The organism is Microbulbifer elongatus (genome assembly GCF_021165935.1).
GTDB lineage: Bacteria > Pseudomonadota > Gammaproteobacteria > Pseudomonadales > Cellvibrionaceae > Microbulbifer > Microbulbifer elongatus.
In genome coordinates this window covers 1,268,631-1,292,357 of sequence record NZ_CP088953.1, presented here as the reverse complement: position 1 = coordinate 1,292,357, position 23,727 = coordinate 1,268,631, and the positions used below count along the sequence as shown (strand labels likewise).

Sequence of the window (23,727 nt, the reverse complement as noted above, 5' to 3'; positions counted from 1 at the left end):
GAAAGAGGTACTCCATGGAACTCAATGCGTTTTCCAGATCGTCCCTGGCCAATGCCATCCACCAGCATGGGCGCAGGCTCGGCAGTCTGCACCGTGCACTGGAGAAGCGGGTATTGCTGGATGCTTCGGTGGCTGCCGATGTGAGTCAGACACCCAACGCGGACGATACCGGCTCCCTGAACGACAGCGACAGCGGGGCGGGCATGCAGGCCCAACAGGATCAACAGGAAAATGGCGAGCATAAGTTTGCCGCCATGCTGCACGACGCAGGGGCAGCAAAAACCGAGCTGGTGGTGATCGACCTGCAGCTCGACGATGCTCAGGCCTTGATCGACGACCTGGTGCAGCGCGCCTCTGAGGTAACGGCCCTGACTGGGGACAAGGAGACAACGCAACTGACGATCGGCGCGCGTAGTGTGACACTCCTGACCCTGGATGCCAGTGACACTCTCAACACGGTCTCCGATCTGATCCAGCAAAGCGGCCAGACATTTGACGCCGTTCACCTGATTTCCCACGGGGGCGCCGGCGGCATAGATATCGGTGCAGAGACCCTGTCGCTCGCATCACTGTCCGACCTCGACAGCAGCCATCGCGCACAACTGCGGAGCTGGTCCAGCAATTTAAGTAGCGGTGCCGATATCCTGCTGTATGGATGCAATACCGGCTACAGCCTGACCGGCGAAAAATTTATCGCGGAGATCGCGGATCTCACCGGTGCCGATGTGGCCGCCTCGGACGATGCCACTGGCAATGCTCTGCGTGGCGGCGACTGGGAGCTGGAGCAGCATCAGGGAGACGTGGAAACCGATATTGTGTTTTCCAAGCTGCTGCAGGGCAGCTGGGAGGGACTGATGGTTGCCACCCCCACCGCTGTCGTAGACGGGCCCAGTGAGGACTTTATCAATGAGTCCACGGATATGACGTTTACCTTCGACAACGCCGGGAATACCACCGGTTATGGTCCGTTTATGGATATCGTTGTCGGGCCCGGCCTGGAAGTCGAGAACGTCAGCGGACTGCTGGGGGCGAAGGTGGAAACCTACACCTACGAAAGTGGGCAATGGGTGGACAGCAACGGCAACCCGGTTGAGTACCACCCGTACGACTTTAATGAGACCGGTGATATCTCGCTGCCTCCGGGAGAGGAAGGCGCAACCTGGTATGCACTGGCGCTACCATTTGGTTCCTTCACCCCGGACCAGCCCGCCTACGAACTCGACGTCTCCCTGCTGATCGATGAAGCCGCCGGCGCCATGGTAGGTTTACCCATCCCGATCTACGTGCGCCCGGGATTCGCCTACGGCAACGATCCGCTCAACAACCCCGACACAGACCCCGCCATCGTCGCTCCGCCAATCGAAACCGAAATAACCCCCACGGTACTGCTGGTGGATAAATTTGCGCTGGACGGCGATGGAGACAACGACTCTATCGGCGACGATGGCGAGACCGTTACCGGCCCCAGTGAACCGGTAACCTGGCAGGTGAATGTGGACATCGCCAATATGTCCTCGATCAGTGATCTCGTGGTTACCGAACAGATACCGGAAAATTTTTACTATCTACCGGGAACGGTTTCCCTGGGCGGCGCTGTGGGTGCCAGCCTGGTTGAGGGTACCGATTACACCATTTCCGAACCGCCAGAAGGCGCGCAAATCGGTTCAGAACTCATCATTACGTTTTTGACACCGGTGGAGGGCACCCTGGCGGACAACGACATTGTCGTGACCTATTCCGGTTATGTGCCCGAGGTCGATGCCAACGGTAACCCGATTGTGGTGAACGATGCCGCCAACGACGCAGTGTTGAACACCGCGACCGCGACCGGCACTTATGACGACCTGGATATCAGCGGTACTGACGACGCACAGATTGTTGCCACCGCCGCTTCACTGCAGAAAGCGGTCACGCTGGTCAATGACGTCGGAGGCCCGGGTTACACCCCGGGGGACACCATCGAATACACCCTCACCATGCAGGTCTCCGACTATATGTCACTGGACAATCTGTCGGTCAGTGACCTGGTCGGTGATGGTATTGAAGTGGACCCCTCATCCATTTCCATGAGCCTGTTTCTGAACGGTACCAGCTTCGGCCCCTCACCCATTGCCGCCGGCAACACCTCGGTTGTGGTAAACGGGGATGGTTCCACCACCGTGGATGTGGATATCTCACAGGAGCTGATTGACCAGAGCTTGACCAACGGCAGCCTGGACGGCGACCTGTTTGCGGATGGTGTCAGCCAGGGGACAACCACGGTTGTCATTACCTACCAGGCGGCGATCAGAGAGCAGTATGTGGGGCCCGGTGGCTCCGTGGATGCGCTGGATGTGATCGGCAATCAGGCGACACTGACCGCCACCGCGGCATCTGCCAATGGCGAGATCATCGAAAACGGCAGCAGCGAAGAAATTGTTATCTCCCAGGTGGATTCCAGTAAGTCGGTATTCGCGGTAAACGGGAGTACCAACCCCGACGACCTCGATGAAATCAGTGTAGGGGACACGGTGACCTTTGCTCTGGAGCTTGACCTCGGCACCATCGACTTTGAAGCACTCAGTGTTACCGACTACCTGCCGCTACCGGTATTTCTCGCCGAAGAACCTGTTTACTTCGATACCGGCAACGGGGCGATCATTCCCGATGTAAACCAGTGGGGTTTCGGACCGGCCACGGAATTCGGAAACTGGCCCCCGGGCTCGTTAAACGGGAGCAACACCACGACCAGTGTCGACACAGACAATAACGCCATCAACTGGTTGTTCGAACCGGAAACGCAAAATAGTTCCAATGGCGGCAAGGTCCAGCTTCTGTTCACCGTCGAGGTACAAGATCAGCCGTTTACCGATGGACTCTCACTCACCAATGTCTCGTCGGTAGCCATTACCAATACCCAGGGTACCACGGTGCTGGATCCCGATGCGGTGCAGGTGGAAATCCTGTCACCAGAACTGATTGTCACCAAGGGCGTAGTCTCCACCGACAATGAGAGCGGGGTTTTCGACCCGGATCCCAATGCGCCCGTGAACTTCGATGAGCCGGGCACCGTTACCGCGCCGCCGTGGAGCGGCGGATTGATCACCAGTGACAATCTCGGTCTTGCCCCCATCGATTCCAATCTGAGCGAAGTCGATGCCGGTGACCTGGTGCGCTTTGCCATTACCGTGGAAAACACCGGTGGTTCCGATGCATTCAATATTGCCATCAGCGATATTTTACCCCCGGGGTTTGATTACCCCGGCGGCGATATCACCAATCTGAATCTGCAGGTATATACCGGTAGCGGTACCGCGCTTACCTTTAATGGAGACCTATTCGGCAGTGGCATTGTGATTGATGATCCGTCATCGACCGAGGGCGCACTGAACCAGGGGCGCGAACCCGATGCGGGCAATACCAATGATGGCAGCAACATTCTCGTCATCACCTACGACCTGGAAGCCATCGATACCGTCCAGCCAAATCAGGAGATTACCAATACCGCCGCGCTTGAAGCTTACGGCGGCGTGGATGACGGCAACGATTACACCGAGGGCAACTCGAGCCCCAACTGGCAGGACGACGCCGTTGTCACCATTCGAGCAAACACGGTAAGCAAAACCCTCGACGGTACCAGCATCAATTCAGCGACCAATCTTGACGATGAAGCGGTTATCGGCGAAACCGCGACCTATACCCTCACCCTCGTTATCGCAGAGGGTGAAACCCCCAGTGCATCGATTATCGACACTCTGGATCTGGGGTTGGAATTTCTGAACATCGTATCGGTCTCCGCATCCCCGGATATCCAGAATGGGGCCGGCGTCTCCTGGAGCCAGAGCGATCTGGTCGTGAGCGAAAATGGCCAGCAGGTGACCTTCGATCTGGGTGATCTGACCAATGTCAATCGCGACAATACCAGCACGGAAACCATCACCATCACCTATGCGGTTCTGGTCGAGAATATAATTGAAAACCAGAGCGGGGTAACACTGAACAACCAGGCAGATTTTTCCTGGGACAGTACAGTAGATGGGGACAACAACCCCACCGTGCAGGACACCGCGTCGGCGGAAAACATCACGGTGATTGAACCGCAACTGCAGGTGGACAAGACCTTCTCCTCCTCATCTTCGCGCATCGATGCAAATGACCAGATCGATTACACCGTGGTCATCTCCCATGCCAGCGCCTCGGAGACCGATGCCTTTGATGCGACCTTCAGCGACACTCTGCCTCCGGAACTCGGAGGCGTCACCCTGGTGAGCGCCACGCTGGATGGCGTCGATGTGTCGGACCGTTTCGTGGTGAACGGCAACACCATTTCCATGGCTGCGGGCGAGAGCTTTGACCTGCTCATGGGCGAGACCCTGACTCTGCAGTTTTCCGCCACGGTGGACGAATTTATCGTCCCCGGCACCACCATTACCAATCGCGCCTTTGCCGAGTGGACCAGTATCGACGGAGACAATCCAAATGAGCGTACCGGTGAAGATGGTCTCGGTGAGCTGAACGACTACCGCGCTATCGGTGGGGTTTCCTTTACCACAACCGCCATTCTCGCCGAAGGTAAGCAGGTCACTGCCACATCAATAGAGGGGGAGTTCAACGGGCTGACCGAAGTCGTTATCGGAGAAACCGCCAGTTACGCTTCCTACTTTATTATTCCGGAAGGCGAGGTACCACTGGCCACCATTACCGACCTGTTGCCTCCGGGGCTGGCCTTTGTCAGTCTCGATGAAGTGATCGTCGGCAGCAATATTACCTCTGATCTTCCGGGAGACCTGACGGATCCCGCCACCCTGAACCCTCCGCCCGAAGGGACAACCGGAGAAATCGTTTTTTCACTGGGCACCCTGACCAACAGCAATGCCAGTAACGACGCGGGGGCCAACACCATCGCGCTCCTGTATACGGTGAAAGTACTCAATGTGGAAAGCAATCAGGCAGGGGAAGTACTGACCAATACGGCGACTTTTGTCTGGGACTCCAATGACAACGGCGAGATTGATCCGGACGATCAGGCGGTATCCCAGACTGCCGACATCGAAGTCATAGAACCACAGCTACTGATCGACAAATCCGTGGTTCCTGGCACCGGTGATAACGGCGATCAGGTGACCTACACCATCGTCGCCGAGAATCCAGGTGATGGCAGCAGTACCACAGCGTATGACATTATCTTCACTGACCAGCTGCCCGACAATTTCGAAATCATCGACTTCAGCGCAACGATTGAACTGGCGGGGGAAAGCGGCGATGTCACCAGCTCTTTTACTTATGACGAGGCAACCAATCAGTTGGTAATTGATCCCCAGGCGGAGCTGGATATATTCCCCGGTACCACCGTGACCCTGACCATTACCGGCACACTCGCCAACACCATTGCGGGCAGTGAAATTGTCAATGATACCGATCTACGCTGGAGCAGCATGGACGGCGATGCCGATGGCGAGCGCGACGGAAGTGATGGCGAGGGCGATGGGCTCAACAATTACGCGGTCAGTGATGACGCCATTATCACGGTAAATTCTCCCACCGTGGAAAAGGTACTGGTTTCCACCTCGCAGAACGATGACCTTAACAGTGATAGTGAGGCCACCATCGGTGAAGTGGTGACCTTCTCGGTAACCGTTGCCATTCCCGAGGCTTCACTTACCGGCCGCATAGTGGATGTGTATGGCCCGGGTTTCGAGTTTGTGGATCTGGTCAGTGTGATTTCCAGTGATCCAGATGCCCTGCAGGTTGATCCGGATCAGATCACGATGATGAACGACGCCGCAAACAATCAACTGATTATGGAATTTGGCACGCTGGAAAATACGGATACCGACAACAGTACCGTAGAAACCGTTACCTTTACCTATCGTCTGCGTGTCACCGACATCCCCGCCAACGTGGCGGGCACCACCCTCAGCAATGATGTAGAACTGCAATTCGATACCGATAGTGACGGTACTCTGGATGGCAGTGCGGAGGCAGAGGCGTCGGTGGACGTCGTCGAGCCACTGTTGATGATCGACAAGCAGTTACTGACCAGTACGCCACTCACCCTGGGTGGTCCGGCCCAGTATCAGATTACCGTCCAGCTGGATCCCGACAGCAGTGCAGACGCCTACGACGTAGTCATTCGCGATACCCTGCCACCGTATATTGCAACGGTAGAGAATGTCACCATTGATGTCTCCGGAGGCGGGTCGCCGGACATTGTGGATAATTCCGCAGCCAACCTGCTGTCGATCAGCATCAGCGAGATCGACAGCACCACCACCGTAACCATTACCATCGACACTCTGGTAACGACCGACCCCGCCGCCATCGGCCAGACCACCACTAATACCACCGTTGCCGACTACACCTCTCTGGACACGCCGGAAGGTGGTGACGACGGCGACATCGAGCGCGAGTACAACGTCAGCGACGACGTCTCCGCAGTGATCGAAGCGGTGGATCTATTCGTCCGCAAAGACGATGGCGGTATCGACGCCGATAACCCCGCCGTACCCGGTGACACCATCACCTACACCATCAACTACGGCAACCGCGGCAATCTCCCAGCCACCGGCGTGGTCATCACCGAAAGTCTTCCGGACTATGTTGATTTCGATCCCGCCGACAACCCGGGCTGGGTGCTAAACGGCGATACCCTGACCTATGACCTGGGGGAACTTGCGGCGGGCGAGGATGGCTCCGTGGAGCTGATCGTGACCGTCATTGACCCAGTGCCCTCCGGTGTTGAACAGACCAGTAATACCGTTTCCATCGATGGCGATGAAAGCAACGGCTTCGATCCGACACCCGATGACAATACCGATACGGACATTACCCCCATCGACGCAGCACCGGACTACGTCGCGGACAAGACCAACGACTTCGTCGGTCCCATTCAGCCCGGCGACAGCGTCAGCTGGACCATCGAAATCAGCAACCAGGGGAATCAGGACGGAACCGGTGTGGTGGTCACCGACACACTGCCGGATGTCAGCCTGTTTACCAACTTTACCGCTAGCACCGGCGGGGTGATCGACCTGGGTGCCGGCACCGTCACCTGGGATATCGGCGACCTCGGCGCTGGCGAGGCCATTACCCTGACTCTCAGCGCAGAAGTCGCCGAGTCGGTACCCACGACCATCCCCACCCAAACCAATACCGTGGTGGTGGATGACGATGGCAGCAACGGACCCGACCCCACCCCGGATAACAATACCGATGAAGCCGAATTTGATATTACCTATGTGGATCTCGCCATCGACAAAGACGATGGTGGCATTACCGCCGCACCGGGCGATACCCTGGTCTATACCCTGAATTACGCCAACAACGGCACCCAGGAAGCAACCGGTGTCGTCATTACCGAAACCCTGCCAGAGTACACCACCTTCGATGCGGCCAACTCGGATCCGCGCTGGGTACAGAACGGCAACACCCTGACCCTCGACCTCGGCACTCTGGCCGCCGGCGAAACCGGCAGTGTCGACTTTGCCGTGATCTTTAACGATCCGATGCCAACCGGTGTGGTAGAAACCAGCAATACCGCCAGCATCAATGACGATGGCGAAAACGGTCCCGATCAGAATACGGATAACAATACGGACAACGAAGTAACCCCGATCGGGGCAACGCCAGACTACGTGGCCGTCAAAACCAATGACTTCACCAGCCCGGTACAGCCCGGTGACCCGGTCAGCTGGACCATCGAGATCAGCAACCAGGGCAATCAGGATGGCACCGGTGTCGTGGTCACCGACACCCTGCCGGATACCAGCCTGTTTACCAACTTCACCGCCAGCAACGGCGGCGTGATCGACCTGAATGCCGGGACTGTCACCTGGGATATTGGCGACCTCGCCGCCGGGGAAACGTTGACGCTAGAACTGTCCGCTGAAGTGGTGAATGATCTTACCGCCCAACTCCCGCTTAGCATCCAGACCAACACGGTAGCGGTGACCGACGATGGCACCAACGGGCCTGACCCGACCCCCGACAACAATACCGATAGCACTGAGTTCGAGATCACTTACATCGATGTAGCGATTAACAAAGAGGTAAATGATGACGACGGTATCGTGTTCCCCGGTGATGTCGTTACCTATACCCTGCGCTACGCGAACCTCGGCACCGAAACCGCAACCGGCGTATCCATCACCGAAACGATTCCCGGTGCCACCACATTCGACCCGACCAATTCCACACCGGGCTGGACCCGAATCGGCGATGAACTGTTTTTTGACCTTGGCGACCTCGAGCCTGGAGAAACTGGCACCGTGCAGTTCGCGGTGATCGTTCCCGATCCGGTACCATCTGGCCTTGCCAGTTTTACCAACATTGCCACGATCGTGGACGATGGCAGTAACGGACCAGATCAGGAGCCAGGCAACAACTCCACTGAAGATCGGGACAACCCCGCGGTCATTGTCGCGGCCCGACCGGACTACACAATTGACAAAACGGAGAACTTCAGCGATCCCGCACACCCGGGAGACACCATTCGCTGGACAATCTCGGTCAGCAACCAGGGCAATCAGGACGGTACCGGCGTTGTCGTCACCGACACCCTGCCGGACACCAGCCTGCTTACCGATATTACTGCGAGCGATGGCGGCATCGTTGACCTCGCCGCGGGCACGGTAACCTGGAATATCGGCCCTCTGGCCGCCGGCGACACGATCACGCTGACGTTGACGGCGGTCGTCACCGACCAGATCCCCGTGGACGTTTCCTTGCAGACCAACACCGTGGCGGTAGAAGACGACGGCCGCAACGGCCCCGACCCCACACCGGAAAACAATACCGACAGCGAGACCTTTGCCATCGAATTTGTCGACCTGTACATCGATAAAGACGACGGCGATGTGGAGCCTCGGCCAACGGAATCCATTGTTTACACGATCGACTTCGGCAACCGCGGTAACACCACCTCCACCGGCGTCGTCATTACCGAAACGTTGCCGCCAAATACGACCTTTGACGCGGCTAATTCCACGCCAGGCTGGGTGCGCAACGGCGATAGCTACACATTCGACGTCGGCACACTCGCCCCCGGAGAGCAAGGCAGCGTCACTTTTTCGGTCATCGTGAATTTCCCGCTGGACCCCACCGTTCAGGAAACTCAGAACACCGCGAGTATCACCGATGATGGCGGCAATGGCCCGGATCAGAATCCGGACGACAATACAGACAGCGACAACACGCACATTGAAAACGAAATCAATGTGGACAACATCACCCTGTCGCAATTGTATCCGCAGTACATGGAGCCACTGCGGGCGTGGGAGCGCCAGATGCCACAGATGCACGGGCGACTGATCTCCAAAGAAACAGAGGATGTCGCCAGCAATTTACAGGGTGGCCGCAACGGGGACTATTACGACCCGGCTTTCGGCCCGGTGGATGGAGGGAAATACCCCAACGACTGGTCGCGGGTGTTTGGTAATGACCTCAGCATCGATACCAGCGCGCCGAAGGACTCACACAAATCCAGTCCGCTGCAGATGGACAAGGATTTTGCCGGTTTCCGTGACAACTCCCTGTTTGGCAATTTTGAACGTCCCGCAGCGAGTCCTGATCTGCCCGCAGATGTCCCGCGCTGGACACCGGAAGTTGAACCGCTGCCATCGCCCTTGCAGTCTTCTTCCAACGGCGGAGAGCAGCGGCATATCAACGGTGACCGTAGCCAGCTGCAGCAGCAACTGGATCTGATCGGACAAGAGATGCGGGAGTCACAGCTATCGCCGATACTGCTGGCGTTCGCGGAGATGGTCGCAGAACAAGAGCAACAACAGAAACGCGACTGAGTTCGCCGCGGACGCACTATCGCGTGCACGGGGGCAGGTTGGGTATCATATCCGGAAGATTGATTCTGGAGAGGATACCCCTTGCTCCCAATGGTCCGCGCCAGCGCGCTCACCGGTTATAAATCTCTGCTTGGCAGTTTCGGCGTCGATGCCGGGGCACTGCTGCAACGCCTTGCGCTGCCTGCGGATTATCTGGATCGTCCGGACCTGATGATCCCGATGGAGAGCAAGGTTGAACTGCTGGAACTGGGGGCTCAATTGAGCGGCTGCCCGCACTTCGGCCTCAAGCTGGCCCAACAGCAGAGTATTGCCGCCCTCGGTACCATCGGCCTGCTGCTGCAACAGTGCCCGACCCTGCGCGATGCTATGGAGACGATCACCTCCTCCATTGGACAGACGGCCCAGGGGCTGAAGGTTTGGCTGGAGGAGTCGGCGGATACCGCCTACCTGTGTTCACGCTACGAGTTCGCCGGTCCTTCCGCTGCTTCCCGCCAGCACAGTGACAATCTGGTGGCCAGCGGATTTAATCTGATCCGCTTTCTTCTCGCCGAGCCCGTCGCCCTGCGCTCGGTCCAGCTGTGCGGTACGGCACCCACAGGGAGCACAGGACTCGCACCCTACCGTGAACTGTTCCAGTGCCCGGTGCAATTCGGGCAGGACCACAACGGGATCGCGTTTGCCAGGGAACTGCTGCAGCGCCCCGTCGCCGGTGCAAACCCGGAAATGCTCGGCCTGATCAATGATTTTCTAAAGAAAAAGCAGCTGGATGACTTCCAGGAACAGTTACTCTGGACCATTACCAATCTGTTGCCACGAGGGCCAGTGACTCTGGAAAAGGTCGCCGATAGCGCGAACATGGCACCGCGCACGCTGCAGCTGCGTCTCAACCAGCAGGGCACCAGTTTTCAGCAACTACTGGACCGCACCCGCGTGGAGCAGGTGTGTACCTACTTACTGGAAGGCAGCCGCTCACTGACCGAGATCGCGGAACTGGTGGGCTACAGCCAGCTCAGTGCGCTGACCCGTGCCTTCAAGCGCATCATGGGCGCCAGCCCCAGAGCCTGGCTGCGCCAAAGGTCCGACTAAACAGTCAGCGGGACTCAAGGTTGCGCGATCTGTCAATTTGCCGACGCCTTCGGTCAACTCTCTTCCGGGGAAAACCCGTATCCTGTGCAAAACTGACCAGCATCTATCCCGGAACACCGCCCCAGGTATCACCGGAAACACAGTTAGGTAAGCGATGATGAATACCCAGTCCCTGACCAGCGAAGGCGCCCATACCGCAACCCTGGAAAACCTGCTGGCCAACCAGCGCCAGGCCTACCTGGCCAACCCCGCCCCCAACTACCAGCAGCGGGTTGAAGACCTGAAATCCCTGGCCCGGATGATCCGCGATCATCAGGACGAACTGGTGCAGGCGGTAAGCAGCGACTACGGTAACCGCTCTCATCATGAGACCCTGTTCGCAGAAATCTTTCCCGCGCTGGATGGTATCAAGGACACCATCAAGCGCCTGAAGAAGTGGATGAAGCCCCAGCGACGCCATATCGACATCACCGCGTTTCCGACCTCATCGACCAAGGTCATTCCACAGCCACTGGGTGTAGTGGGCGTGATCGTGCCGTGGAATTTTCCGATCAACCTGTCCTTCGGACCGCTGATCAATATCTTTGCCGCCGGCAACCGCGCCATGGTGAAAATGTCGGAAAACTCCCGCAACCTCACTGCATTGCTGCAACGTATCAGCAGCGACTATTTCCCCCAGGATAAACTGGTATTTCTCGAGGAGACCGGCGGCGTCGGCATAGAGTTCTCCACCCTCAAATTCGACCACCTGATCTTTACCGGTTCCGGAACAACCGGGCGCAAGGTTATGGCCGCAGCGGCAGCAAATCTGACCCCGGTTACCCTGGAGCTTGGCGGCAAATCCCCGGCGATCGTCGGTCCCGACTACGACACCGATACCGCCGTAGAGCGGGTTCTGTTCTGGAAGCTGTTCAATGCCGGACAGATCTGTACGACGGTAGACTACCTGTTACTGCCGGAAGACAAGGTCGATGCGTTTGTGGAAAAAGCGAAACGCGTTTTCAAAAAGCGCTATCCGGATATTCAGCACCCGGACTACACCTCGGTAATCGACGATCGATCCTTCCAGCGTATCTGGAGCACCCTTGACGATGCGCTGGCGAAAGGCGCGACCGCAATCGACCTGACCGACGGACAGGGTGACCGCAACGACACCCTGAAAAAATTCCCCGCGCACCTTCTGGTCAATGTCAGTGAAGACATGGACGTAATGCAGCGGGAAATTTTCGGCCCGTTACTGCCGATCAAGACTTACAAAAACCGCGAAGAAGTGGCCAGCTACATCAATAGCGGCGACCGTCCGCTGGCGATCTACCCATTCACCAAAGACAAGGAACTGCGGGACTATTACATTGATCACGTGATGTCCGGAGGAGTCAGCGTGAATAACGCCGTACTGCACGTTGGCCAGCACGATATTCCTTTCGGTGGTGTGGGCGAAAGTGGCATGGGCCACTACCACGGCTACGAAGGTTTCCTGACCTTCTCCAAACTGCGCCCGGTGTTCTATCAGGGCCCGCTGGATCCACTGAAATTGCTGATGCCACCTTACGGCAATCTGGCGAATAAAATGATGAAGCTGATGCTGCGTTTAACCAAGTAACGCAAGCACCTGATTTTCCACGTATTGCGAAGGGAATAAATTTCACCTTCGCAATACGGATTCAATACCTCTCCCTCCAAGCCCGCCCCCTCAAACCCGAAACAAAATTGCGATAAAACCGTAATTTTTGGTAGGGTATTTCCAGAGCTTAGCCAGTCTGGCGCTCTTTTTTTCTGGATTTCATTTAAGAAAACTTCCAGCACCATCGCGGCGATGCAATATCACCGTGCACTCTGGGCAATGACGCCCGCTATTCAATCGCGCAATCCAGCTCGGATTCTTACGGAACGCGCGCGATTACAAGGAGAAAAAAATGCCTGCACCAAACCGCAGCAAGCCTCACCATTCTGACACACAAACATTCAAGCTATTTCTACCCGGCCGCAGACTACTGGCTACCGCCATTGCACTCGCCGGTACGCTTACCGCCACCACTGCCTTCGCCCAGCAATCTGTCCTTGAAGAAGTCACCGTTACCGCACAAAAGCGCGAGCAGTCCCTGCAGGACGTCTCCGTCGCGGTCAGTGCATTTTCCGGCGATGCCATCGACAAAATGGGCTTTGAAGAAGGGCTGGATATTACCCAGCAAGTACCGAATATGAATTTCTTTGCCATTTTCGGCGAAGCCTCCAGCCCCTCCGTCAGCCTGCGCGGCATCAGCCTGGTGAATTTCTCCGACTCTTGGGAATCCCCCGTCTCCATCTATGTCGACGACGTATATCGCGGCAACCCGGCAGGCTCGGCCATTCAATTGTTCGACCTGGAGCGGGTTGAGGTGCTGCGCGGCCCACAGGGCACACTCTACGGCCGCAATACTACCGGTGGTCTCGTACACTACGTTTCCCGCAAGCCCACTGAAACGCTGGAGGCGACCGCGAGCGCCAGCTATGGCAGCTATTCCGAACGTATCCTCGAAGGTACTGTGAGTGGCCCGCTGCACCGAAATATCCGCGGACGGGTCGCCGTCAAAAGCACACACAATGACGGCTGGCAAACCAATGTGGTGACCGGAGAGAAACTCAACGACACCGACAGCTACGGTTACCGTACACAGCTTGAGATCGACCTCGCGGATCACAGTAGCCTGCTGTTAAACCTTCACGGCAGCAGTGCTGATCAGCAATCTGTTGGGTTTGCCCATCTGGGATATCTGGATTCGCCGGACGCTGGCGCTGCAACCTGCTCGATCGTGCGCATTCAAAACGGAAAGTGCTTCAGCGCGAACCCGGGGCTGGGAGGAATCTCGGGAGAACAGGCGGTAGACGGGAACTTCGGACCCGAATATGTCGCCAGTGGTGCAGCCGATGGACTGGCAACCAGAATCAACACCTTCGGTACATCCGCCACACTCATCCACGACTTTGAAGGGTTTACCCTCACCTCGATCACCGCCTACGAAGAGTTGGACAAGCTGCTGCAGGATGATGGTGACGGACTCCCCGCAGTTTGGTTTGACGAACAGTACGCCGTAGATGCGGAGCAATATACACAAGAAATCCGGCTGAATGGCGTAACCCAGAACAGCAACTGGGTAACGGGAGCTTACTACTACAAGGATGACCGAGGTCTGAATACCCAGGCACCGACAACAGCGGACGGTTTGTGGCACCAGGAAATTGTCACCCTCGACAGCACCTCCTGGGCTCTGTTCGGACAGGTTGAATACGATCTCAGCAGCACCTTCACACTGGTGAGCGGCGTGCGCTATACCGAAGAACAGCGCGATTTTTCACAGGATGCCGGCCCCAGCTTTTACGCCGATGCCGTGGATACACAAAAGAAACTGAGCGACCAGGCAACCACCGGCCGCATCGGCCTCGACTGGCGTCCGTCCGAGAAGACACTGGCCTACGCCAGCTATTCTACCGGCTTTAAAAGCGGTGGCTTTTCTGGCAGCTACAACCGCAACGATCTCGCCACCGATCCCGTCGGCGCAGAGACCATCGATAATTTCGAACTGGGCCTGAAAACCACCATTGCCGATGTCTACCGATTGAACGCCGCCGCCTTCCACTATTCAGTACAGGATTTTCAGGCGCAGGTATTTATCAGCGTCGCCGAGGGCAGTGTCATTACCAATGCAGGGGATGTAACCGGTACCGGTGCGGAGCTGGAGCTGACCGCTCCGATTACCGACAATTTTGAAGTGATCGCCGGCGCGGGTTGGCTCAGTACCGAGTTTGATTCCGAGCAGTCCTTCGTTGTTGCCGCTGACACTTACACCCTCGATGGCAATGAACTGCCCTCAGCGCCAGGGTTTACTTACAACCTGGTAGCACGCTATTACCAGAGTCTGGGTAGCAATGGTGAGCTCGTATTCCAGGGCGATTATGCATGGCAGGATGATCACTACCTGCAGGTAGAAAACGACCCCTATTCAATGCAGTCCGCCTACGGTCTCGCGAACGCCAAGGTCAGTTGGCACTCCCCTTCCGATGCATATAGCGTGGAAGCCTTCGCCCGCAATCTCACCAACGAAGAGTATTTTACTTACCAGAATACACTCGGGGCCGATTGGGGTTACGGTGTATGGGGACAACCCCGTACCGCGGGTCTGCGGTTTAACTGGAAAATGTAAAGCAGAGCCCGAAGGCCGCTCGAATGCGAGCGGCCCACCCCTCACAGATACCGCTGACTGGTACGCTCAAACTCCGAATTTCGCTTCAACAACGATTATATTGACGGTAGAATTTTCAGCCTTCCTGTTTCGCACATTTTCAAAGGATCTGAAAGTGAGTACCGTATTCCTCTGTAACAAAAGTCTCAGCTCACCCGCCCTTCAACAGGCATGTAACGTTAACATCCAGCAGCTCACCGAACTGCACTGCCCCACTCCCAAATTTGCCAAAGCCAACACCCCATACTTGTTAAATGGCCACAGCGACGCTCAGGGCAAGCGAATCCAAACGCTACTGGCACCAAAGTACATATCCCAGCCCGTGACCGAGCTGTCGCTTACCTTTGGTGAAGATAATACACTGGCGATTGCGGTCATGATGGAGCAACTCAAGGATTACAACATTGCCCTGACTGGCGCTTCGACTAGTGTCTACGGCGAGCGAATCAGTGCTTTCGCCAAATCGGTAAAGGAGTACCAGGTAGCGCTACTCACCTATCGGGATGCCAAACTGAGCAAGGCAGGGAATCAGGCCCAGTTAAAGCAAAAGGCGCATACGGCCTTTAATCGTATGCAGGCACAGTTTCGCGCAGAATTGCACGTGGTAACCAGCCATATTCGCTCACGGCGTGGCACACCGCTGACCAGTGCCGAGCGCGGTACTAATATTGCTCGCAGCAGCCGGAATGTAGTGAAATTGCAACTCAGCAGTGAAATTGAGGCGCACAGGCTGGTAAAGTTGAGCCAATACACGAAAGTGCTGGGCAATGGCTTGGCGGTGATAGATTTCGGGTCCCGTGCAGGTAAAGTGCACAATTCGTATCAAGCTGGGGGAAAGTGGGAAAAGGACCTGTTTGTAGAGTCTAGCCGCTTTGCAGCAAGTGCAGGTGCAGGTGTAATTGCAGCAAAAGCGGGAGTCGCGCTATTCATGTTCATGACACCAGTCGGGTGGGCTGCGGTTATCGCGGGAGGTCTGATAATTGCGGGGACAGCTGCTGTTTCCCTAGCAGCAGATCGACACTTTGAGGCCAATGGAGAACTCTATTATGACCAAATCATGGGTGCAGTGAATACGCCATGAATACGCTAAATTTCGTTGTTCTGTTTTCTTTTCTTGGCCTTTTAATCGGATGGCTGCTATTCGTTGTTTTCGGGCAGGTAACTGTTAAGAGATTAAGGAAAAACCCAGATACAAAAGATCAATTAGGGCTTGAATTGGTCAGCGGCTGGGATATTTTCAATGCTGCACAGGCTTTAGCCACACCTCGAAAATTTCACAAAGTCTTGGAGAGAGGTCGGCTATCCTCTCTCAATGCGAACTCCGAAGTAATAAGAAGAAATACAAATAAATTTGATCGCTTCCTCGCCATAATTTTTTTCTGGACTTTCTTCATATCTGGTACAACGATGATTTTGGCAATACTGCTCGATGCTCTCTTATCAACCTGAGCTGGCGACTTATACAGACGAGGTTGGAAATTAATACCCCGACTGACACTTAAGCCATATCCAAAGCATTTAGAGCTTCGGATAGACTTTTCACCGGAATTACCTGCAAACCTTCAATATCGGTTTTAAGCCGGTTTGCGGCCGGAACAATCGCCTTGCGGAAGCCATGTTTGGCCGCTTCTCTCAGCCGTTCCTGACCAGAAGGTACCGGGCGAATTTCACCAGCCAGACCGACCTCACCAAAAATCATCAGATCCCGGTCCAGGGTGCGATTGCGGAAGCTCGAAACCACGGCCATCAGCAGCGTCAGGTCGGCGCTGGTTTCCATCACCTTTACACCGCCCACCACATTGATAAACACATCCTGATCGCCCACCAGTACCCCACCGTGGCGGTGCAGCACTGCCAGCAGCATATTCAGGCGGTTTTGATCCAACCCGACGGCGACACGGCGCGGGTTACCGAGGCTGCTGTCGTCCACCAGTGCCTGTAGCTCCACCAGTAGCGGGCGAGTACCTTCCCACACAGAAGTCACCACCGAACCCGCGGCGATTTCATCGGCGCGCTGCAGGAAGATCGCGGAGGGGTTGGAGACTTCCTTGAGACCCTGTTCGGTCATCGCAAACACGCCCAGCTCATTTACCGCGCCAAAGCGGTTTTTGTGCGCGCGCAGGGTGCGGAAGCGGGAGTCGTGGGTACCCTCGAGCATGATGGAGCAGTCGATGATGTGCTCGAGGACTTTGGGTCCGGCAAGGGTGCCGTCTTTGGTAACATGGCCCACCAGAATCAATGCGGTTCCGGTCTGCTTGGCAAAGCGCGTCAGATACGCCGCACTCTCGCGCACCTGCGCCACGGAACCGGGTGCAGACTGCACCTCCGCCATATGCATGACCTGAATGGAGTCCACCACCATCACCTTGGGCTTCACCTCACCGGCGGTGAGGCAGATCTGCTCGACATTGGTTTCCGACAGCATCTGCAGATGATCTGCGGGCAGCCCCAATCGCTTAGCGCGCATGGCCACCTGCTGCAGGGACTCCTCCCCTGTTACATACAGAGCGGGTAGCTTCTGCGAGAGGTGACACAGGGTCTGCAACAGTACGGTGGACTTACCCGCACCGGGATGACCACCGATCAACACTACCGAACCCGGCACCAAACCACCGCCCAGTACCCGATCCAGTTCACTGGCGTTGGTAGGAATCCGGGGCAGTTCACTGAGATCAATCTCGGAAAGCTTCTGTACCTTGCCCTGCCCCGCGGCACCCGCGTAGCCCGCCTGTGCATCGGTGAAATTCGCCGCGCGGCTATCGGTATGCGCAGGCCCCAGCCGCACTTCACTCAGGCTGTTCCAGGCCCCACAGGCATTACACTGCCCCGCCCATTTTGTGTAATCAGCTCCGCACTCATTGCAGACAAACGCGGTTTTGGATTTTTTGGCCAAGGTTTTCTCTCTGTTCAGGGTGCGGTGGTATTAGCGCTTTTTTAGTGCTGTGGCGATGCCGCTATCGGGTGTGAACTTCTGAGACACGCCGTGAACCCATCCATGGGGGCTCTTCCGCGAGGCCCCTCTCGCGGAAGGTCTCAGAAGTTCACACCCGATATCGACACCTTCTCGAAAACTTTAGGGCTTCGTAAGCGAGGCTACCTCGCAGTATCCGGTAGCACTGCGGCACGAAGCTAAGCCTTGGCCCTCAGACAAGGGGCCCCAGAAAGTCGACAATTCTACCCTTCCACTGCCGCAGGGGAAAATTTACGGGATCTCTCATGCACCCATCGGTACAACACAGGCAGTACAAGCAGGGTGAGCAGTGTGGAGGAAATAATTCCTCCAATCACCACTGTCGCCAGCGGACGCTGTACCTCCGCACCGGTTCCGGTATTGAGCGCCATCGGCACAAAACCCAGGCTCGCCACCAGCGCCGTCATCAACACCGGGCGCAGCCGCAGCATGGCACCATCCACTATGGAGGTGTACAGCTCACCACTCTCTCGCCAGCGCTCACGAATAAACGACAGCATTACCAGACCGTTCAACACCGCCACGCCTGAGAGCGCGATAAAGCCGACCCCGGCAGAAATCGATAGCGGCATATCCCGCAGCCACAACGCCAGCACACCACCGGTGAGTGCCAGGGGTACCCCGGTAAAAATAATCAGTGCATCGCGCAGAGAGCTGAACGCCACCATCAACAACAGCAGGATCATCAACAGTGTTACCGGCACCACAATGGAAAGCCGATCGGCGGCGGATTGCAGTTGCTCGAAGGTGCCACCGTAATCAAGCCAATAGCCCGCGGGTATTTCCACCTCCGATTCAACCCGTTCCTGCACGGCCTGCACAAATGATCCCAGGTCGCGCCCGCGCACGTTGGCGGTAACCACCAGCCGCCGCTTTCCGTTTTCCCGGCTCACTTGTGCCGGTGATTCTGTCCATTTCAAGTCGGCAACTTCTTCCAACGGCACAAATCCACCTTGGGCAAGCGGAACAGGCAGAGAAGAAAGCTCGCCGATATTCTGCCGAATGTCCTCCGGCAACCGCACCATCAATTCGAAGCGACGATCACCAGAGTACATCAACCCCGCGCTGGTGCCTCCGATGGCTGTCGCCACGTAGTCCTGTAGAGTTTGCACGCCCATTCCATACTGGGCGAGCGACATGCGTCGCGGGGTAATCGACAGCACCGGCAGCCCCTCCACCTGCTCCAGACGGGCATCAGCCGCACCCTCGACCTGCTGCACCTGCGCAAGAATCTCTCCGGCGGAACGACGCAACTGCGCGAGATTATCTCCGTAGAGTTTCACCGCCAGATCTGCGCGCACCCCGGAAATCAGTTCATTGAAACGCATTTCGATCGGCTGGGTGAATTCGTAGTTATTTCCCGGAACCACCTCAATCGCGGCCTTCAAGCGCTCGATCAACTCCTCGCGGCGTAGCTTCGGGTCGGGCCATTCCGATTGCGGTTTCAGGGTAATGAACGTATCCGCCACATTGGGTGGCATCGGATCGGTGGCGACTTCCGGGGTACCAATACGGGAAAATACCCGCGCGACTTCTGGCACATTACCCAGCGACACATCCAGCTCTTTCTGCATTTTCACCGCCTGTTCCAGACCCGTACCGGGGATGCGCAGAGCGTGGGTGGCAATGTCGCCTTCGTTCAGTTGCGGTACAAACTCGGAACCCAGGGTGGTGGCAAGCCAACCACAGAACACTACCAGTAGCAGCGCTACAGAAACTACCAGCCAGCGCAGTTGCAAGGCGACTGTCAGTATCGGCTTGTACAGGGCTGTCAGACTGCGCACCACGACATTTTCCCGCTCACGAATGTTCCCACGCAGGAAAACCGCCACCGCCGCCGGCACCAGGGTAAAACAGAACACCATGGCCGCGAGTAGCGCCATCACCACCGTGGCCGCCATCGGGTGGAACATCTTGCCCTCCACGCCGGTGAGCGAAAACAGGGGTATATACACCAAAGTAATAATCAGCACTCCCAACACACTGGGCCGGATAACTTCATTGGTGGCGGTATACACTATGTCCAGACGCTGCCTGAGCGGAAGCTCCGAATCGCGGCCGTGACTGGCCTGCGCCAGACGCCGGGTAGCGTTTTCCACGATGATTACCGCACCGTCGACTATCAACCCGAAATCCAACGCACCGAGGCTCATCAGATTTGCGGAGATACCGGCACCCAGCATTCCGGTGAGTGTGGCGAGCATCGCCAGAGGGATCACCGCGGCAGTGATCAATGCGGCACGGAGATTTCCCAACATCAGAAATAACACCGCGATCACCAGAAGTGCGCCTTCCAGAAGATTTTTCTGAACGGTATTGATGGCGCGGTCTACCAGACGCGTGCGGTCGTAGACGGCCTCGACCTTCACACCCTCAGGTAGCGAGTGCTGTACTTTCTGCAGCGCTTCCCCGAGATCGGCCGCTACGGTGCGCGAATTTTCGCCCAGCAACATCATCACCGTTCCCAGTACGGTTTCGCGACCGTTTTCCGTGGCAGCGCCAGTTCTCAATTCCCGGCCAATCGCAACGCTACCAATATCGGCAACGGTGATCGGAGCCAGGAATTCATCGCGCTCGCGACCTCCGGCCGATTTCACGACGACACTTTCAATATCGGTAATCGACTTCAATTGGCCAGGAGAGCGCACCAGTAACTGATTTCCTCCAACTTCTACAAAACCGGCCCCGCGGTTCTGGTTACTGCGCTGCAGTGCCGCAATCACATCCGCCATAGTGACGCCAAACGTCAGCAACTTTTGCGGATCCGGTGTGACATGAAATTGTTTGCGGAACCCGCCGATGGCATTTACCTCGGTCACTCCTGGCACCAGCGCCAGCTGCGGTTTGATGATCCAGTCCTGGATTTCCCGCAATGCGGTACTGTCGTAGGACGCTCCATCCGGCTGTCGTGCATCCTCCGCCGCGCTGACCGTGTACAGAAAAATTTCCCCGAGGCCGGTAGCGATAGGGCCCATGGTGGGTTCCAGCCCTGCGGGCAGCTGGCTGCGAATGGAGGTGAGGCGGTTGGCGATCAGGTTGCGAGCAAAGTAGATGTCGGTGCCTTCGCGAAACACCGCGGTGACCTGGGACAGGCCGTAGCGTGATAGGCTGCGGGTATATTCAAGTTGTGGCAGCCCCGCCAGTGCGGTTTCCACCGGATAAGTGACCCGTTGCTCCGATTCAAGAGGTGAATAACCCGGCGCTTCGGTAAGGATCTGCACCTGGACATTGGTAATGTCCGGCACCGCGTCGATAGGCAGTCGCTGATAACTCCACAATCCCAGGGCAACGATAATCAGACTGCTGAAAAGCACCAGCACGCGGCGCTCGATGGCAAAGCGCAATATGGATTCAATCATGCGAAATACCCTCAATGCGCGTGGCCGGCGGCCGACTTTTTCAATTCGGCCTTGATCAGATAGCTATTTTCCGCCACGTAGCGCTCACCCGCCTGGATGCCGCCCAGCACTTCACTGAATTCGCTTCCGCGCAACCCAAGGCGCACCGGGCGCGCTTCAAAGTGGTTAGGTCTGGTTTCGACAAAAATTACTGGTTCACCTTCCAGAGTCTGCAATGCGCGATTGTCGATAGCGATCGCTACAGGTTTTTCATCGACGGTTACTCGGCCGCGGACGAAAATCCCTGACGACCAACTGCCATTATGGTTATCCAGCGGTACCCGCACACGCCGAAAAGGCGCACCGTTTGCAGCGGGCACCAAATTTCCAATCGCACCCCGGTACGACTGCTCACCGGCAATGATTTCTACCGGTTGCCCACGTTGCACACGGCCAAGGCGTTCGGGAAATGCCTGCAGGTCGGCCCACAGTTTGCTGTAATCCGCGACCGTAAACAGCACCTGTTCACTGACAAACTCCCCGGGACCCGCGTGCTTTTCAATCACGACTCCGTCAAAGGGGGCGCGCAGTGTGTACTCCTGCAGACTTTCATTGGAATTGATGGATGCGAGTAACTGGCCTTTCTTGACCGGGTCGCCAATACTGACGGCAATTCTGGAGACCAGGCCGGGATAGCGCGCGCGAATATGGCTGATCGCGGTGGGCTCCGGTTGTAGTTTTCCGTAGAGAGTAATGGTGGACTCGATTGCTCTGGCTCCAGCCGTAGCAACGGCAACACCGGCGCGGGCAAGTGTGGTATCGGAAAGCTCTACCACGCTTTCGTCATGATGACCTTCTTCGTGATGATCTTCTTCATGATGATGGTCATCGCTGGCCCAACCCGCAGCCGAAAGTGCGAGTAAAAATACGGCAATATGTACTGTCTTGAACATGGTGTTACCTGAAGTCATTTTTCATTCACTGTCGCTGGTGCAGCCGAGGACACAGGGTTATTAGCGAGAAGTGGTGCCGCGGTAAGCTGTTCCATCTCAGCCCCCGCCAGCAGCGCCCGAGTAGCGTTGTCAATGAGTGCGCTGCGGGCATCGAGTAACTCTTCCCTCGCCGCCACCCAGTCCTGATAGGAGTAGCGACCGGCGCGATACAGGGTCTCGGTTTCCCCCATGGCGCGGGTCAGCGTGGGAATGATCTCCTCTCGCAGGCGTCGCACGGACTGCACCGCCTGGGCGCGATCCGCATAAGCACGATACAGCTGGGTATACAGCTGCAAACGCGCAGTATCCTCACGCGCGGCGGTACCCTGCAGGGCGGCGCGGGCGCTGGCAATTTCCCCCCGGGCGCGACGGCCACTGAACAGCGGCACACTGAGCCCCGCTACCAGGGAGGTACTGTCGGTCTCATTGCTCTGGCGCACTCCCAAACCCCAACTCACATCGGCGCGGGCCGCGCTGCTTGCCAGTCGCAGCTGCGCCTGCTGCACGCGCGCCTCGGAAGCGAAGCGCATCAGCAGGGGATTCTGCTCCGCGCGGGCGAGATAATTCTGGAAATCGCCGACCTGCGGCATCCGGTACAACTGCCCTCCAGCTACAGAGAAGCCCCCATTTGCCTCCCCCCACATGGCCGCCAGCGCGATCCGCTCCGCCTGCAATTGCTTTTCCAGACGCTGCTGCTGTAGCTGTGCACGGGAAAGCGCCGCTGATGCGCGCAGCTTCTCTGCAGTGGGAGCGGCCCCGGCGCGAACCCGCGCCGTCACCGAAGCCAGAGCGCCCTCCGCCAGCTGCGCGGTGTCTTTTGCCAGCGCCACACGTTCGGAGACCGAGAGCACCTGAACATAGCGCCGGGTCACCTCGCCGAGCAGATCCAACGCCTGGATTTCACGCTCCAGATTCATCAGTCGCCGCTCGCTGGCGACCACTGCTCCGCGGGCATTGCGTTTACCTCCCAGTTCGATAACCGAAGACAGGCCGACAGTAATCTCCGTATTTTCGCTGCCATCGGTGCCTGCGAAATTCTCAAGCTCCATATCCAGGTTGAGCGCGGGGCGCAGATCCGCCGTTTGTGCGCGGCCATCCAGGGACTGCTTGCGGTAGTCAAAGACCGCGAGCGAGGGGTGGAGATTCAGCGTTCTGGCGATGGCCTCCGACAGGGTGATCGACGGCCGCGCATCGCGGTCCCGGGCAAAAGCGGTCTGTACGGGGGCGCATAACAGTGGAATGCATGCTGCGATTACAAACAGCACACGTGCAGTAGCACACAGACACCGGTAACCGGGTGTCGCAAGAAAAGACATAAAACAATTCCCGAGTGAGGGTTGAAGT

10 protein-coding genes are annotated in these 23,727 nt (G+C 57.0%); 6 read left to right on the top strand and 4 right to left on the bottom strand.

What is annotated here, in order from left to right; genetic code table 11:
* The first annotated feature begins 14 nt into the window (after positions 1-14).
* The 6 genes from LRR79_RS05305 (at position 15) to LRR79_RS05280 (ending at position 16,531) form a co-directional block, all read left to right on the top strand.
* Positions 15-9,776 carry an isopeptide-forming domain-containing fimbrial protein gene (locus LRR79_RS05305; RefSeq protein ID WP_231759362.1) on the top strand — a complete coding sequence of 3,254 codons (9,762 nt, stop codon included), beginning with the start codon at positions 15-17 and terminating at the stop codon, positions 9,774-9,776.
* Positions 9,777-9,866: 90 nt separating this feature from the next.
* A complete protein-coding gene (locus tag LRR79_RS05300; RefSeq protein WP_231759980.1) occupies positions 9,867-10,862 on the top strand; it encodes an AraC family transcriptional regulator in 996 nt (331 codons plus the stop codon).
* 154 nt (positions 10,863-11,016) lie between these two features.
* Positions 11,017-12,465 carry a coniferyl aldehyde dehydrogenase gene (locus LRR79_RS05295; RefSeq protein WP_231759361.1) on the top strand — a complete coding sequence of 483 codons (1,449 nt, stop codon included), beginning with the start codon at positions 11,017-11,019 and terminating at the stop codon, positions 12,463-12,465.
* A gap of 313 nt (positions 12,466-12,778) precedes the next feature.
* On the top strand, positions 12,779-15,043 hold the full coding sequence (locus LRR79_RS05290; RefSeq protein WP_231759360.1) for a TonB-dependent receptor: 2,265 nt from the start codon (positions 12,779-12,781) through the stop codon (positions 15,041-15,043).
* A 154-nt stretch (positions 15,044-15,197) separates the two neighbouring features.
* Positions 15,198-16,163 (top strand): hypothetical protein, encoded by a 966-nt coding sequence (locus LRR79_RS05285; protein ID WP_231759359.1) that lies wholly within the window; start codon positions 15,198-15,200, stop codon positions 16,161-16,163.
* A complete protein-coding gene (locus tag LRR79_RS05280; protein ID WP_051687378.1) occupies positions 16,160-16,531 on the top strand; it encodes a hypothetical protein in 372 nt (123 codons plus the stop codon). Before LRR79_RS05285 ends, LRR79_RS05280 begins: the two co-directional genes overlap by 4 nt.
* A gap of 49 nt (positions 16,532-16,580) precedes the next feature.
* Here the strand turns inward: LRR79_RS05280 and radA are convergent, their stop codons facing one another.
* The 4 genes from radA to LRR79_RS05260 all read right to left on the bottom strand — a co-directional run bounded on the left by radA (position 16,581) and on the right by LRR79_RS05260 (position 23,699).
* Entirely contained in the window at positions 16,581-17,975 is a 1,395-nt protein-coding gene (gene radA, locus LRR79_RS05275; protein ID WP_231759358.1) for a DNA repair protein RadA, read from the bottom strand.
* 281 nt (positions 17,976-18,256) lie between these two features.
* The gene (locus LRR79_RS05270) at positions 18,257-21,412 is read right to left on the bottom strand and encodes an efflux RND transporter permease subunit (RefSeq protein ID WP_231759357.1); all 3,156 of its coding nucleotides are present in this window, start codon (positions 21,410-21,412) and stop codon (positions 18,257-18,259) included.
* 11 nt (positions 21,413-21,423) lie between these two features.
* A complete protein-coding gene (locus tag LRR79_RS05265; protein WP_231759356.1) occupies positions 21,424-22,344 on the bottom strand; it encodes an efflux RND transporter periplasmic adaptor subunit in 921 nt (306 codons plus the stop codon).
* A gap of 14 nt (positions 22,345-22,358) precedes the next feature.
* Entirely contained in the window at positions 22,359-23,699 is a 1,341-nt protein-coding gene (locus LRR79_RS05260) for a TolC family protein (RefSeq protein WP_231759355.1), read from the bottom strand.
* Between the last annotated feature and the right edge of the window lie 28 nt (positions 23,700-23,727).